Below are 15385 nucleotides of genomic sequence, written 5' to 3'. Positions count from 1 at the left end.
GATGGGGTTGAAGATCACATGAAGAAAATGTGGACCACAAAAACACTAAGCTGTATGGCTGCCTTGCTCGCAGTAACCATGGTTACCGCGTGCAGTAAGAATGGAACAGAGTCGAGCAGTGTACCGGCAAAGGAAGAGCAGAAGCCGAAGCTGACGAAATTGACGTATTTTAGCTTACTGGATAATAACATCGCGGCTTCAGTAAAAAGTGTAGGAGAAACCGAAGTTGCCAAGGAATTGGAGAAGCGCACAGGCGTGAAGGTGGAATACCAGCATCCTCCAGCAGGCGGCGGGCCTCAAATTAAACAACAATTTAACCTCATGGTGGCTTCGAATAGTTTTACAGATGTGATTGAATACAGCTTTACCAAAGATTATGAGGGAGGACCTGATAAAGCCATAAGTGACGGTGTCATTATCGACCTCAAGCCGATGCTTGAAAAATATGCCCCGAATTATTGGAAAATCTTAAAGGAAAACCCTAGCGTAATGAAGCAGGTCACAACGGACGGGGGTAAGATTTATTCCATTAACAAACTCAACATGGACCCGAATCAGCTAACCTTCTACGGACCGGGGATTCGCAAAGATTGGCTCGACAAGCTGGGACTTCAAGCACCCACGACGATTGATGAGTGGTACACCGTATTGAAAGCGTTTAAAGAGAAAGATCCGAACGGAAATGGCAAAGCAGATGAAATTCCTTTCAGCTTTTTCATGTCCGATCTGGAGAGTTCCTCGCTGTTCCTTGGCGCTTACGGAATTCCTATGAAGTTTTATCAAGAGGATAACAAGGTTAAATATGGCATGCTGCAGCCGCAGTTCAAAGAATTCCTTACTCAAATGAGCAAATGGTATAAGGAAGGACTCATCGATCCTGAATTTGCTGTAAACGATAGAAAGATGTTCGATGCCAAAATGACGGGAGACCGAACCGGCTCAAGTGTTTATTTGTTGGGCGGAGGTATTGGCAAATTTAACACGCTGATGAGACAGACTAACCCTAAATTTAATCTCGTCGGCGTACCGCTTCCAACACTGAAGCAAGGGGACAAACCGCTCTATGGACACCGAGCAAGCGAGGTAGGTCCGGGCGCCTCCATCTCGACCAGTAATAAGAATCCTGAGGAGACTTTAAAATGGCTCGATTACCGTTACAGCCCTGAAGGCAGTTTGCTGTTTAATTTCGGGATTGAGGGTGAGTCGTATAAGATGGTCAACGGCTATCCAACCTTCACTGATCTCGTTATGAAAAATCCGCAAGGGCTTACGGTTGCTGGTGCATTAGGGAAATATGCGAGTATTGCGGAGTCGCCTCGTTTAAGTGATCAACGATTCTTTGAACAGTATAGTCTTCCAGCACAAGAGCAGAAAGATGCCATTAAGCTGTGGAGTGCACCATCCAATAAAAATCAGATGCCGCCGAATCTCTCTCCGTCGCTGGAGGACAGTGCTAAATATGCAACTATCATGAGCGATGTTAACACGTACACGCAAGAGATGATCACTAAGTTTATTATGGGTGCAGAGCCGATGGAGAACTATGACAATTTTATCAAAAAGTTAAAGTCAATTGGTGCGGAGGATGCCGTGAAGATTATGCAATCTGCATTGGATCGCTTCAATAAGAGGTAATTCGTTTGAGGCGACTGCAATCACTATAGCTTATGTGATTGCAGTCTTTATTTTAATCGAACAGGAGGAACATAGTGAGACGTTTAGCTTGTAGTACGCTGCCTTGTGAAGGCTGGAAATTGGCGGATATAATTTCTTTTGCAAAGGAATGTGGATTTGCAGCTATGGAATTACGGGAAGGTCCAGCGTGGGCGGTCTCTACGGAAATGACCTTAGATGAGCGTTTAATGGCACTTCAATTATTTGAAGAGTCTGGTATAAAGGTAACGGATATTGGATCGAATGTTTGTTTCAATGGAAGTGATCGTGATCAGGCTATGTCGCAGCAATTTGAGAAAGTTGCACATCTGGCTCATGACTTAAAGGCGCAAGGCATTCGCGTTTTTTTAGGATATTTTAATAATCGTAGAGACAAGGTAGTTCCCGCTATCCACTATGAGAAAGTTGTCGATCGCATTAGGCTAGCCTGTGATTATGCCGCTTCCTTACAGGTACAGGTATGGCTAGAAACGCATAATGAATTTGCGACGGGTAAAGCACTTCGTAAGCTTTTGGATGATGTCGATCGGCCGAATTGTGCCGTGATCTATGATATTATTCATCCGCTTGAAGAGGGGGAATCCCCAGAGGAGACGATTGCACTTTTGGGAGACCAATGCGCGCATATTCATATGAAAGATGGCGTGCCGTTCGAAGATCCCATGGAAATCAATTGGACATATACGAAGGTTGGCGAAGGAGTCGTCCCTATCGTTGAGATTATTCACTTATTGGATGAGGCAGGTTATCAGGGCTATTTTAGCTTAGAGTGGGAAACGAAGTGGCGCAAGGAACTGCAGGTACCCGGTATGGAACCGGAATTGATTTTCCCTGCATACGTAGCTTATATGAATGATCTTTCTAAACTAAAATGAAATGAGGCGCTCCAGTGAGGACATTAGTTACGATTAAGAATCCGGAACTTAGAGAGTTAACCTGGCCGGAAGCGACACTTCAGAAGCTCAAGGGCTTTACTGAAGTTGATTTTATTCCGTTGCATGAGAAATTCACAAGTGAGGACTTAGCCGAACGAATTGGCGAATATGATGCCTGCATCACTTCATGGGGATCTCCTGTGTTTACGCCTGAGGTGCTGGCAAGAGCGACGAGATTGAAATTTATCGGTCATGGAGCTGGAAGTGTAGCGGTGATTGTCAAAGAGGATGTGTTTGAAACTGATATTACGGTGGTTAGTGCAAATAAGGTACTTGCGCTCTCGACAGCTGAATGCGCTTTCTCTATGATTTTTGCAGGGGCGTGGAATCTATCTTCACTGAGTGCTGGCTTGAAACAAGGGCAATGGAGCAACAACGGCCGTGATACCGTGTTGGGTGTAACTAGAAGAATCATAGGTTTGGTCGGTTATGGAGAAATATCCAAGCATGTCATTCGCATGTTAAAACCATTTAACGTAAAAATCTGGGTACATTCTAATTATTGCTCACAAGAGGAAGCGAAAGCTCAAGGATTTCAACTTTGCGAATTAAATGCGTTGTTCGAGCAATGTGATATTGTATCGATTCACAATACGCTGACGGATAGAACACGTGGCATGATAGGAACCGAACAATTGAAACGATTACGAGACGGTGCGCTATTGGTAAATACGGCACGAGGACCTGTCGTACAGGAGCATGCTTTGCTTGAAGAACTTCGCACAGGTCGCATTAACGCTATGTTGGATGTATACGATCGTGAGCCGCTTTCTATTGAACATGAACTGTTGAAGTTATCAAATGTCGTCTGCTTACCGCACATTGGGGGGTTCCACGGATTACTCAAGCGAGAGCTTTGCGACTTTATCGTTGATGAGTTGAAACGCTTTACGGAGGAGCAACCCTTGCTAGGCCATGTAACGCTTGATCACTACCGCAGATTGACGCGGAAATAAATAGGATTACTGACACTAGCAGAAAGAGACCTGTGGGGGAAGTTTATTAAATTAATTTTGAAAGGGGAAAATCCATTGTTTAAGAGGTGCGCAGTCCTCCTGCTGGCTATTGTCTTGTTCATAGCAGCAGTGCCCATTGATTTCAGCAAACAGTTCACAGCTTATGCGGATTCCGAAACGGTGCAAATTAAGATTCCCGTCAGTGAGGACTCCTATGTCAACGGAGGAACGACCGATTCAAATACAAACTATGGAAGTATGCCCGAAATGAAGGTGCGATACGACAGCAATTTGACCTATAACCGAAGGGCCTTCATTAAATTTAATCTGGGCGCAGCATCCATTCCAGGCGACATCGTGAAAGCAGAGCTCTATGTGTATGCTAACCGTGACCAAACGCCAAGCGGACAGCACAACCGATATATCTATTCTGTGAGCAGTGAGGACTGGAGTGAGAACACAATTACTTACAGCAACGCTCCCTCCATTTCACCGATCCCTGGCGCTTACTTCAGCAACACCAACCCTAACACGAGCTACTCCTGGAAAAATATTGATATTACCTCCCACATCCAACAGAAGAAGACGCTAGGCGCACAAAACGTCAGCTTGGCGATTACGGGCACGGCAGCGAATTCAGGAACAACGGCAGAGAAGGATATCCGCACGGTATCGATTCGGACGAAGGAAAACGGGTCGAATTCGGCTTACCTCCTAATCACCTCGACCTTGACGCCTTCGGTGATTGCTCCGGAACGAACGGCTCAAATTCCTGCGGATGGGGCTGTGAATGTTCCTCTGAATACGGAGATCAAGAGCACGTTTCAGACGGATATTGTACAGGGCTCTAGCTTCTCTGGAATTAAGCTGACGAAAGGCGGTGCGCCAGTATCTGTAACGGTGTCAACCTACAAGAATGAGCTTACCGTGAAGCCATCGGCCACTCTGTCTCATGGTTCTACCTACCAGCTCACCATTCCGGCAGGTGCGGTGAACAGCACGAACGGAACGCCGCTGGCCGAAACGCTTGTTTCAACGTTCTCTACCGTACTGAATCAACCCTATGTTACTAACACGATGCCAAAGGCCGATGCACTGAACGTATCGCTGAATACAGCGATTCAGATATCGTTTAACGAGCCGGTATACCAGCAAGTCTACGGAACGGTAGAATTGGTCAAATACGGGACGAACACCCCGGTGGCCTCAGCAATCAGTATGAATGGACAGCAGCTGGTCGTCACACCGAGCGTTCCGCTTGAATATGGCACGAAATATCAGCTGAATGTTACGGCTGACGCAATTAAAAGTTTGTATGGTTTGAATTTGGCACAGCCGACTAATCTAGTGTTCAAGACCATCGGTACGCCACTCTCAGGCACACTGCAAGTGGAATCCATCACAGAGCTAACGGAAACAGTGGCTCGTGCCTTGCCGGGAGCGGAGATTATACTTGCGAACGGTACCTACTCCGGTTTCCAGGCAGTGCTGAACGCCAACGGAACGGAAGCGAATCCTATCATCATACGCAGTGAAACGCCAGGAGGAGCGAGATTCACCGGTGCCAGCGGCTTCCAACTCAGTGGCAGCTACCTCGTGTTCCGCGACTTTTTCTTCGACAAGGTCGTGTATAATCCAGGGCATTCCATTCGCATTGTAGCCGGAAATCATATTCGGATTACGGGCAATTACTTCTACCAATGCGGAGATACGAATTCACCGTTTATCCATATTATCCGCATCGACAGCGGATCCCAGTACAATCGGGTCGACCATAATACGATGGAGGATAGCCGAGGTCAAGGGATTGGCGTTAAGATATCTTCTGGTGCCGACCAGCTGAACTTGTACAATACGATTGACCATAACTTCTTTAGAAATATTCGGTTTGTTGGGGATTGGTTCAATGACCCGGCTACAGGACTGCCTATGGAGAACGGGATTGAAGCCGTGCAAATCGGACAAGGAAGCAACAGCGTTCGCTCCTATACGACTGTCGAATACAACTTGTTCGAGAATGTGATGGGCGACAAGGCGGAAATCATCAGTAACAAGAGCTCCAATAATACAATACGTTACAATACATTTCTGAACAGCTGGTCCGGTCCGACGAACCGTCTCGGCAATTCATCCGTCTTCACAGGCAATTTCTTCTTCAATGGCAAGGACGGAATTCGGAATTATGGGGGAGATCAGATCATCTCCAATAACTACTTCTTTAATGTGAAAAATACACCTATTTCCGTACCAAGCGGCTCTGATGATCACGACCTAGCCACTAATACGAAGATTGTAAACAATACTTTGATTTACTCCGGAGATACGAGCAGCATTCAAGTATCTGGCGGTACCAGAGGGGCGGAAGACACTCTGATCGCCAATAACCTTGTAGCCACGAACCGGACAATCGCCATTAACAATTCACCAATCTCCACTGAGATGAAGACGAATGCAGTCTATGCCTGGGGCAACGGGACGGTAGGCAGCAATGTACCTAGCGTGCTTAGGGAAGATGTTGGATTGGAACGCAACGGATTGCTTTATCGGCCGGCTGCAGGCAGCAAAGTAGTTGATTATGGAACGTTGTATCCTTCTCTTCCGTTATCGGAAGACATGGACGGTCAGAAGCGGGTTGGCAACCCGGACGCGGGTGCGGATGAAATGACAGAGGGCGGAATCATACACAGGCCGCTAAGTATCATGGATGTGGGACCAGAGGATAAATGGTGGGTGCCAGCCAATTATTATGCGCTTGGTATGATTTTATGGAACGGCGTTCCCGTCTATGGCTTTCGCGGTGATCAGGTGGATTATGCGGTAACGCTGCCTGGCGGAACGACGTCGCCGCCCACAGTTGAAGCGCTTCTCTGGGAAGGCTCACGTGCAACGCTGCAAATTACACAGCCGACGAGTGTCACCGGTAAAGGTATCGTTAAGGTACTCGATCTGAATGGTAATGTGATGAAGACTAGAGATCTGAATGGTCATATGGTGGATGCGGTATTCACTATTCAATTCTCTGCCAATAGCGACCAGACGCAGCCAATCACCTCGCTGCAGACTAGCGCCGCCCCTGAGGATGGCTGGTATCCGAGCGGAGTAACGGTCAGCTTCTCTGCGACAGATGCGGAATCTGGCGTCAGTCGAGTAGAGTACCGACTGGACAACAGCCCAACCTGGAGTACGTACAATGAGGCTGTTGTCATTCCGAATGGGATTCACTTGCTGGAATATCGCGGAATCGATAAGGCAGGCAATGTGGAGGATACGCGAAGTCAGACCTTCCAAGTAGGAACCATTACGGATATAAATCCGCCGGTCGGGCAGCTTGGAACCATTGGCAATAGCTCGGTGCAACTAAGTTGGAGCCCTGTGGCTGGCAGTGTCAGCTACGCGGTCTATGCCAGTACCTCGTCAGGAAGCCGGGGTTCCATCTTGGACACATTTAATTCTGCCGTATACAGCTACCAGGCCACCGGATTAACGAACGGTGTAACGTACTATTTTACCATCGCAGCCGTCTTGCCTTACGGAGATGTCCTGTATTCAAATAGCTTAGATGCTATGCCGATGACTGTACCAGGAGCTCCAACCCATGTGTCGGCATCGTATCACAATGGAGGAGCATCTGTTACCTTCAGTGCACCGGATACCGATGGGGGCAGCTCCATTATTGGATATGAAGTAACGGTCTCCCCCGGAGGTGCTACCGCGCTTGGAGTGTCCAGCCCGATTGAGATTACAGGCTTATCTAACGGAAGCACCTATACGTTTACTGTAAAAGCTAAGAATGCGGTTGGGTTAGGTGCTGCGTCGGCGGCTTCCAACTCCGTGACTCTTCTCTCGAATTCGTCTGGTAAGAAGCTGCCGATGGCAAAAGTTAGAACCGTTGGCAATAGCTCGGTGCAGCTAAGCTGGAACCCTGTGGTCGGTAGTGTCAGCTACGTGGTTTATGCCAGCACCTCGTCAGGAAGCCTGGGTTCCGTATTGAGCACGGTAGATTCTGCCGTATACAGCTACGAGGCCACTGAACTGACAAACGGTGTAACGTACTATTTTACCATCGCAGCTGTCTTGCCTTCCGGAGAGGTCCTGTATTCGCATAGTCTGAAAAGTAAAATGCCCGAGAAGGGTGGCAAGAAGTAATAAGCGGAAGACATTCGAACCGCCTGATTCTTATAGTTAAGTAGTTGAACACTCTCATATGGAGGAGATAACGAACAATGAGAATAAAATGGATTTTGCTACTAGCTTCGACCTTGTTATTGTCTGGTTTACCGGTTGGTACGGAACAAAGGGCACAGGCTGCCGCTTGCGGCAGCGCGTCCAATGAAGTGACGGTGCTGTCGGATCTTCCGTCTAAGGTAAGCAGCGCCGCTCGAGGAAGCACGATTATCGTGTGTAACAATACGTACAGCAATGCTGGCACGATCACGCTAAGTAATACGACGGCAGCGACATCGGCATCGGACACAATCACCATTCGTGCAGAGACGCAAGGCGGTGTCGAGCTCACGGGCAAATTGACCTTCAAGTTATCCGGCAGCAGCTATCTTAAGCTCGACGGTTTTTATTTCAACAAGGTGCTTCATGAAGGAACAGACTCGCTTCGGCAAGTCGTTGTCTTCTCCAACTGTGACTATTGCACATTAAGTAATAACTATTTTTATTCCAGTGGAAACAAAGATACAACGGTAGGCTCAGATCCTGCACTGACGAACGGCGCATCAACACATATTGTTCGTTTTGAATCGGGAACCGAATTCAGTGTCATCGAGAACAATACGTTTGAGAACAGTATCTCTCAATCCGTCGGGATTGTGAACGGAACGTCACCAAATCTAAATACGAACAATACCGTTCGCTGGAATTACTTTGTTAACATCCCAAGCACCCAAACCGTCTGGGGCTCCGCTACGACCAACGGGATGGAGCCTATCCAGATTGGACAATCTGGCAGCACCTCCAACTTCAATATTGCAGAGTTCAATCTCATGCAAAACGTCATCGGCGATGCCTCGGAAATGATTAGCGTGAAATCTTCACAGAACACCGTCAGGTTCAACACGTTCCGCGATAGCGACTCCAGGGTCACGATTCGACTCGGGACGGGGTCATTGATCGAAGGCAACTTCTTCTTCAATAGCAACGGTGTACGCGCCTATGGAGATAATCATATTATTAAAAATAATTATATTCAAAATCCACAGTTCTCCGGGATTAATCTGGCCGATGGGAATGCTACCTCGCATCCGTCTTCTACCGGTACCGTAGTTATGAATAACACCATTGTCGATCAATCGGGTCCTTACAATTCCCTATACATTGGCAATAATGCAAGCAATATTAAGGTATACAATAATCTCGTGCGTAAGAGTACGACCGGGGAAGCCTATACCCAATCTGCAACAGGAACAAGTAGTATTGATTTTCAGAAAAATTTGTCGGATGTGACTGGCAGTGCAACGGCGAAGTCAGCCAACATTACAAGCGGTATAACCACGGCTGCAACAAATCTTGTTGCAAGCGGAGAGCTATTCAGAACACCTTCCTCGGGCATTGTACTATCCCATGGAGGGGTTGAGCTTACTGGGGTTATTGAGAAGACAGGTACTTATAGTACAGATATGGATGGCCAGTCGAGAGGGACTACAATTGACATAGGTGCTGATGAATACTCCTCTGGCAGTATTGTCAGGAAGCCATTAACGGTCTATGATGTCGGTCCTACCGGGAATTGGTGGTTAAATAAACGCAGCGATGGCCGGTATGCGATTGATGGCGGGAAGGATAGCTATCTGGAAGCGGAATGGTTTATGAACAAATCAGGAGCCTTCGATCTGGTCAATGACAGCAGCCGTTCCGGAGGTGCGTATATGTCCATTCCAGAGACAGCTGGCGATCACGTTTCCTCCATTTGGACGGAATATGGATTAGATGTGACTAACGGCGGGTCCTTTGATGTATGGATGCTGGCCAGTGCCGCCGACAATGGTTCGGACAGCTTTCAGCTGTCGGTTGATAATGGCACTGCCGTGGATGCTGTGATTACGTACAATAGCGGCTTTGTCTGGCGTAAGGCATATACGGGTCTATCCCTGTCTACTGGACAGCACTCGCTTAAAGTCATAGATAGAGAAGATGGGGCGATGGTCGACAAGATCATGCTGACCAAGAATACGAGTCATGCCGTGCCAGCAGGTAATGGGGATACCGCATTGTATCCTAAGCACCCGCAGATTGTGGCACCGGGGTTTTAAGCGTCACCAAATACGGACAGATAAAGGCGCCGTGAACGACAGTGCAATTGTGCATAGTCGTTCACGGCGCCTTATTGTGTCTATAGAAGAATTACGTATCTTCGTTCTCCTGAGTGTAAAGCTCGCTCGGCACGATCTTATGTCTGCTTTCGCTAACGATTCGTGGCAAGCGCCCTAGTCGAGCAGCCAACTGGGACAGCGACTGTTCGTAGAAGTAAGCGAGACCCGTGCGAATTGTGTCCTGGTAAGGTGCAGTCCAGCGATCGCGGTCAAAACCGTCGGGACCAAACCAGGCTCCGAGCAAGGAGCCGACGCTTGCACCGAAGCTGTCCGTATCGTTGCCTTGCGCGACTTGCTTGCATAACCCATCGCCAACATTCTCAGCAAACAGGAATGTGTTAATGAGTGTGCCGATTTCCTGATGGATGCCGCAATGTTGGAACTCACCGTATCGCGTGTGAATGGCGTCATACGCTTCAAGCCAATCGCCAGCTTGTAAGACAATGTCTCGACAAGTCGAGGCCGATTCGTAGAAGCGACTTCGCTGCGGGACGAACTGCAGAGCGGTATCAATGACTGCTAGCCGGTCATCCAACACTTGAGCAGCCGCAATCGCTGCGGCTAAGAACATTGTTGCATATACGCCAGTTCGGCGGTGCGTGAAGCTCGCGTCGCGCCAAGCAAGTTCAGCCGCGAGCGCGGGATTGCCCGGGCAGGCGTAACCGTAAGCGTCCGCGCGGATGGCAGCGCCGCACTGCTCGCTGTCCGGTGTCAGTACATCTGCCCAACGCGCAATCTCATCGAGCGGGATGGGCGACTTGTCATACTCCCAGTAACTTAGCCCAGATCGGAGCAGCATGATGCGCTCTGGTCCCCAAGTTGTGCTAATCGGGAGGTGATTGAGCCATAGATTGCGCAGATCTAGCTGCGTGAAGTCTGCCCCGAACTGCTCTAATGCGAGCATACCCATCAATGTGTAGTTGATGTCATCATCTGGAGCCACGAAGTGTATGCGATTACGTGCTGTTTCAAACCAAGACCAGTGACGTCTGCCGAGAGCATGAAGCATCTCATCCGATATGTAATCACGGATTGGCCATTCTCCGACTTTTGAGAAGGCTTCGCGCATCTCGTACAAATTCGGATTTACCTCCAGCGGCTTTCCAAGCATGGAGCCGCACACGGAAGAGAGAAATGCCGTCTCCACGCGGCGTGAGCTCTCTTCATAATTCACCTCACTCAGTAGGCCTAGCGGTCTAGCCGAATCGCATTCTTTCCAAATCTCTTCAATTGTGTCAGGTTCATAGTAGGGCCAGTCGTGCCGCAAGGGCATTGCTGCTAGAGATTGTGCAAATGAGAGATAAGCGTCATAGCTCGGGGGTAAACTTTCAAGACGATACAAATAACCAGATGTATCATGGCCTTGCGCAAATTTATTGCGAAGAATCGTGGAGAGCTGGTCTTTCAGGAAAGAAAGGGATGGTAACATAATTCGATCTGGCCTCCAATGTAATTGCGGTCATATTTACTCATATTGCAGGAGCTTCTTAAAGATAGGTTGAAGTCCCTCTGCCATATGCTTATAGCCCAAATCGGAGGGATGGATCCCGTCGGCCGTACATTCTTGATAGTCTGCGCCAAGAAGACCAGAGCCATCACAGAAATGAATATGGGCATCGCCCTCACGATTCAGACGCTCTACGATTCCACGTTGAAGTGCTTTTCGTTCTTCTTGGCGTTGGCGCAGCTCCTCATCGAAAGCTTCCTTGGCGTAAGGAATTTTTGAAATGACGAGGATGGGGACATCCGGATGAACATCACGGTAGATGCGAATGAACGTTGGCAGCGATTGTGCCAGATGCTCTGTGCTTGGCGTATTCCCTTCATAATCGAGCACAAGCAAGGCAGGATCTTGGATTTGACTGATGATATGTGCCAATTCAGGCTCTCCCTGTGCATTGCCGGAGAAGCCGAGACTGATGAACTCGAGCGGGAACATACGGCTTAATTGGTTCGGATAAGTCATCCCAGGTCGAGAGGCGCAAGCACCATGGGTGATGGAGGTGCCGTAAATAAGTACCTTTTTATCGGAGGAGAATCCCTGAAATTCAGACACTGAAGACGTAGGTGAAGTTCCGATCCACAGTTCCTTGACCCCTTGATAGAGGGGGAGGTTAAGCGTAATTTCCCGCAGTTCTGTGGAAAAGGATTCAAAGAGAGCGCTCTCATACTCAGCTTGTGCAAGCTCAAAACGCGTGGTGTTGACATATTGCTGCTCTCCAGCCGAGCCGATATAACAATCTACGCCGCACTGCGCTGTAGCGGGCATCTGGTACATTGTAGCTCTATCTGCCAGTACGATTCTAACGGCAAGTTTCGGGGAGTCCGTTCGAAAACGAACTTGCACGCCAGTTGTGAAATTAGCCAGACGATCCACTTCGGATCGGATAGGGTGGCTAGGATGCAGCGGCAATCTTCGATAAAGGCCATCCTGTGCCAGCCAAGGCAGACTGGTTAAGCGAAAAGGGGCGGCAAGCGGCGAATGCCATGCCCACTCGTCTGTACGGGGAGCATCGGGCTGCAAGTTCGCGTCAAGGTTTTGATTTGCATTCGCGGGTGGTTTCAATTGGTGGTTCCTCCAGTCAATGGGAAGGTTGCCGATCTGAATACTTCTCAATTGTAGGAAAAAAACGACGTTGAAACAATGAACATGAAGACGGTTTTTGGAGGAATTCTACGATTTGTAAGATTTAGATTTGGAGCTGTGAGGGCTCATTGCCACACCTTCAATCGCTCTTTTACGTAGGCAGAGGGCATGGTACCTGTTACCTTTTTGAATACTTTATTAAAATAGGACTGCTCGCAAAATCCGAGAAAATCGGAGATTTCTCCTATACTCATCTGGGAGCCAGTTAAGAGATCGCATGCGGCGGCTATTCGAATTTGTTGGATATAGTCCGTAATTGTTTGACCGGTCGTTTCCCGAAAGACGGTGCTGATATAGTTCGGTGTTCGGTCTACATGATTAGCCAGTTCTTTCATGTCGATGGGTACACGGTAATGATATAAGATGTAATCCTTCAGCTGCATCGTAATCCCATGAGCCTTAGGATGTGTAATAGGGCCTGAATTGGTTTCTTCGTTGATGATCGCGATGATTTCTAATAGTACGCTGTGGCATAGTGTTTGCGTGTGCATCGATTTTTGAAGCCAATACTGGGTGAGGGAGGAGAAGCGCTGCCTAATGTAATCGAAGTTGTACGGCCTTGTGAGTTGACAAGTTGGCTCAGCAAGCAGAGGCAATCCGTCCCCAATTCCCGAATACTTGAAGTGGGCAACATACATGTCGTGAATTCGCTTTGATTGATTTAGTGCACTGCGAATTTGTCCCTCCGGTACGAAGAGAAGATCACCTTTTTTCAGATGGAATGACTGGGATCCGACGGTGTACGTGATTTCACCGCCTGTCATCAAAATGAGAATATGATTATTGGCCGCCGCACGAGGGACGTGCCAGTCTGGCTCACAATGCTCGAAGTAAATCGCGATCGGGTGAATCATCGTGCAATTCTCCTTTCATTTCCAATCAACGGAAGTCTAGCTGATTATATCAAAATCGTAGCTTACCTCCAATAATAATTGTCATACTCATAGCCAAATTTATGCAAATATGATTATGCTGAAAGAAACAGACCATATTCGATATACCTAGTCTCTTATATAATAAGAAGAAAAGAAAGTTGCGGGTGAATCTGTGCGAAACGGCTGGAAAAATAGAAGGTTCTCGATTCTGGGTAAATTGATTGTGACGTTCTTGATCGTCATCTCGCCGATGTATGTCGTCGGTACGCGAATTAACGATTGGGGATCCACGCTCGTACGCCAAGAAATTTTCAAATCGCTCCAGTTCCAGCTGCTCTTTTATCGAACGTCGCTTGAGAATGAAATCGATCGATTGCTTCGTCTGCAGCGTGAGTATGTGAACGATGAAGATTTAGAATCACTTAGTATTACGAGCGAAAGCTTAACGGACTTCCAAAAGCTTGTCGCCATCAAGCGGTTTCAGGCCAGATTGAATGTCATGAAACAGTCGAGCCTCTACATTGCTAGGGCAAGCGCCTATATACCGCCAATCGGCAGGACCATTTCAACAGACGAACTGTCTGGTAATTTGTTACCAGAAAAGCTGTTGCAGTTGAAGAAAGATGCTACGGTTCCACATCGCGGACTTTTTTATCAGGACGGGGAGAAAGTGCTGCTGCGGGAGTATTACCCGACAACACAAGTAGTAGAAGGACGCGACCCGATGTTTGTTCTGGAGCTTGAGCTATCCATCCCCAAAATCAAACAATATTTGTCCCAAACGTCTGATAGTAAGCTCGGAGGAGCTGCGGTCATCCACCCAGATTGGGCAATTGTGAGTACTAGCAACCAAGAAGCCTATGAATCGATCAGTGGTCCGTTGCGCGAACAATCCTTACAACTGGAGAAAGCGGGAACGACGAATGCGCCAGCTGAAATGAAAACTGTCTCTATTGACAAACAGCCGTATTTAACGGTTTCGGCCTATTCGCCTATGCTTGGGGTAACGCTGCTGGCGTTTGTTCCCGAGAAAGCGGTGATGGGAGCCCTTGATCGGTATCGGTTATATATGTGGCTAATCACACTAGTTGCCATCGTGGTCGTCGTGCTCTTTTCATTTTATATGTACCGTATTATCCACAGACCGCTTCAAAAATTGATTCGCGCTTTCCGTAAGGTTGAATCTGGAGATCTACAGGTCTCACTCGCCTACAAGAGCAGCGATGAATTCCACGACTTATACGAACAATTCAACTATATGGTGTCACATTTAAATAAACTTGTGTTTGAAGTGTATGAGCACAAAATTCACGTCCAGCAATCTGAGCTGAAGCAGCTTCAATCTCAAATTAATCCGCATTTTTTGTATAACAGTTTCTACTTACTTTATCGGATGACGAAGGCGCATGATTTCGATAATTCGACCCGGTTTACGAAATATTTGGGCGATTACTTCCAATATGTAACTCGAAACGGAGAGGATGAGGTACCGCTAGAACTCGAGCTGCAACATGTCCGTGCGCTTTGTGAAATTCAAACGATCCGGTTCGCAGGACATATTACATTCTCGATTGAGGAGTTGCAGCAGTCGTATAACAAGGTCAAAGTCCCACGGCTCATTCTGCAGCCGCTTGTGGAGAATGCGTACCAACACGGTTTCGAGCAAGGACATGAGAATCGGCATATGAGCATTCATTTCACGACTGTCACTCACGATAATGGGAGCAAACTGTTGCTCATCGGCGTCGAAGATAACGGTAAGGGAATGACGAAAGATGAGCTCGAACGTTGGCACGGTTGGCTGAATGGTAAAGACCAATCCACTGAAATAACAGGAGTGCTGAATGTTCATCGACGGCTCCGGCTCAAATATGGTGAACTAGCGGGCGTTCGTATCGAATCGAGACCGAGTGGAGGGCTGCGCGTGGAGATTGTGTTACCGCTGCCTGAATCGGCTGAGAGTGAAATGGGGGAGTAA

9 protein-coding genes are annotated in these 15385 nt (G+C 47.9%); 6 read left to right on the top strand and 3 right to left on the bottom strand.

Translation table 11 applies throughout. From position 1 onward, the window contains the following. The first annotated feature begins 18 nt into the window (after positions 1-18). The 5 genes from J2736_RS15030 to J2736_RS15010 all read left to right on the top strand — a co-directional run bounded on the left by J2736_RS15030 (position 19) and on the right by J2736_RS15010 (position 9825). Positions 19-1635 (top strand): extracellular solute-binding protein, encoded by a 1617-nt coding sequence (locus J2736_RS15030; protein ID WP_310499414.1) that lies wholly within the window; start codon positions 19-21, stop codon positions 1633-1635. A 74-nt stretch (positions 1636-1709) separates the two neighbouring features. Continuing rightward, positions 1710-2549, top strand: coding sequence for a sugar phosphate isomerase/epimerase family protein (locus J2736_RS15025; RefSeq protein ID WP_310499413.1), 840 nt, complete (start codon positions 1710-1712; stop codon positions 2547-2549). A 14-nt stretch (positions 2550-2563) separates the two neighbouring features. After that, positions 2564-3565 (top strand): hydroxyacid dehydrogenase, encoded by a 1002-nt coding sequence (locus J2736_RS15020; RefSeq protein ID WP_310499412.1) that lies wholly within the window; start codon positions 2564-2566, stop codon positions 3563-3565. A gap of 75 nt (positions 3566-3640) precedes the next feature. Continuing rightward, positions 3641-7711, top strand: a complete 4071-nt coding sequence (locus J2736_RS15015; RefSeq protein ID WP_310499411.1) for a chondroitinase-B domain-containing protein — start codon at positions 3641-3643, stop codon at positions 7709-7711. 77 nt (positions 7712-7788) lie between these two features. Beyond that, positions 7789-9825, top strand: coding sequence for a chondroitinase-B domain-containing protein (locus J2736_RS15010; RefSeq protein ID WP_310499410.1), 2037 nt, complete (start codon positions 7789-7791; stop codon positions 9823-9825). A 91-nt stretch (positions 9826-9916) separates the two neighbouring features. On the opposite strand, the gene J2736_RS15005 is transcribed toward J2736_RS15010, so the two are convergent. From J2736_RS15005 to J2736_RS14995, 3 genes are all read right to left on the bottom strand, one after another. Further along, complete coding sequence (locus J2736_RS15005) at positions 9917-11314, bottom strand: ADP-ribosylglycohydrolase family protein (protein WP_310499409.1); 1398 nt, start codon at positions 11312-11314, stop codon at positions 9917-9919. Positions 11315-11350: 36 nt separating this feature from the next. Then, the gene (locus J2736_RS15000; protein ID WP_310499408.1) at positions 11351-12451 is read right to left on the bottom strand and encodes an SGNH/GDSL hydrolase family protein; all 1101 of its coding nucleotides are present in this window, start codon (positions 12449-12451) and stop codon (positions 11351-11353) included. A 146-nt stretch (positions 12452-12597) separates the two neighbouring features. Next, positions 12598-13386 carry an AraC family transcriptional regulator gene (locus J2736_RS14995; protein ID WP_310499407.1) on the bottom strand — a complete coding sequence of 263 codons (789 nt, stop codon included), beginning with the start codon at positions 13384-13386 and terminating at the stop codon, positions 12598-12600. A gap of 193 nt (positions 13387-13579) precedes the next feature. On the opposite strand from J2736_RS14995, the gene J2736_RS14990 reads away from it, so the two are divergent. Then, on the top strand, positions 13580-15385 hold the full coding sequence (locus tag J2736_RS14990; RefSeq protein WP_310499406.1) for a sensor histidine kinase: 1806 nt from the start codon (positions 13580-13582) through the stop codon (positions 15383-15385).

The organism is Paenibacillus qinlingensis (genome assembly GCF_031455095.1).
GTDB classification, from domain to species: domain Bacteria; phylum Bacillota; class Bacilli; order Paenibacillales; family NBRC-103111; genus Paenibacillus_E; species Paenibacillus_E qinlingensis_A.
This window is presented reverse-complemented; position numbering and strand designations above follow the sequence as displayed.

Excerpts from the sequence above, each read along its gene's own strand:
- J2736_RS15030 (WP_310499414.1), top strand. The coding sequence starts at position 19 with ATGAAGAAAATGTGGACCACAAAAACACTAAGCTGTATGGCTGCCTTG.
- J2736_RS15010 (WP_310499410.1), top strand. The coding sequence starts at position 7,789 with ATGAGAATAAAATGGATTTTGCTACTAGCTTCGACCTTGTTATTGTCT.
- J2736_RS15005 (WP_310499409.1), bottom strand. The coding sequence starts at position 11,314 with ATGTTACCATCCCTTTCTTTCCTGAAAGACCAGCTCTCCACGATTCTT.
- J2736_RS14995 (WP_310499407.1), bottom strand. The coding sequence starts at position 13,386 with ATGATTCACCCGATCGCGATTTACTTCGAGCATTGTGAGCCAGACTGG.